Annotated in this window: 1 protein-coding gene; it reads right to left on the minus strand. The window is 73.3% G+C overall.

What is annotated here, in order from left to right; all coding sequences use genetic code 11:
* A partial coding sequence (locus G7A99_RS20850; protein ID WP_163143808.1) for a DMT family transporter occupies positions 1-1,029 on the minus strand: 1,029 nt, incomplete at both ends.

The raw sequence follows: 1,029 nt of genomic DNA on the forward strand, positions 1-1,029 counted from the left end.
GCCGCGGCCTCCGGGCTCGGCGTGACCGGCCAGCTCGAGCTGCTCGGCGCGATGGCCGCCCTCGCCCTGACCCTGGCGCCGCTGGCCGCGGCCGCGGGCCTGCGGATCAGCCTGGACTGAGCGCAGACGCCCGTCACGCTGCCACCCCGGACGGCCGGGGGCAACGGTGCGCATACGCCGCATCCCCCACAGGGACACGCCGACCCCCGCCACCGCGAGCACACCACCGAGCCACTCCCGCGGCCGGACCGGGTCACCGAACTGCAGGACCGTCCAGACCATGGTCACCGGCGGAGTGAGATAGAACAGCACCGCCGTGAGGCTGGCCCCGTGGCACCGAAGGCTGGCGATGAAGAAACCGTAGCCGCCGAAGCTGGACAGCACCACCAGCCAGACGATGGCGCGCCAGTCGCCCGCTTCCGCCCCGGGCAGTGCCGGCAGGCCACCCTGATAGACGAGGTGTGCCAGCAGGAACAGCGCCGCCGCCGCAGCGAGCTGCCATAGCAGCCGGTCGACGAGACCGAATCCCACCGCCGGGCGGTACGCGGACAGCAGCCCGCCGGCGGTCAGGCATACCGCGGAGCCAAACGGCAGGCTGTAGGCCCAGACCGGGGCACTTCCGACCCCATGCATGTCCCCGCCGACACTGATCGCCACGCCGGCCACGGCAACCAGGACCCCCGCCCACCCGGCGGCGCCGATGCGCTCGCCGACGCGCAGGCTGGTGACGAGCGCGGTCATCAGGGGCTGCAACGCGGTAATCAGCGCGACGATCCCGGGGCTGACCCCGAGCGCCGTCGCGAATACGACGCCGAGCAGGAAGCCGCCGACGCTGAAGCTGCCGGCCACGAGCTCGGCCGCCACCGCCCGGGGCGTCAGCGCCGCGCGCCGGGCAGTGGCCATGCGGCGGGCGAGCAGGATCAGCGCACACAGGGCGACCGCGATCACGAAGCGCCAGAAGAAGATGGCGGTCGGCGGCAGGTCGACCACCGTCGCCATCCGTGTACCGATGAACCCCGAGCTCCAGCA

Source organism: Arhodomonas sp. KWT (assembly GCF_010993615.1).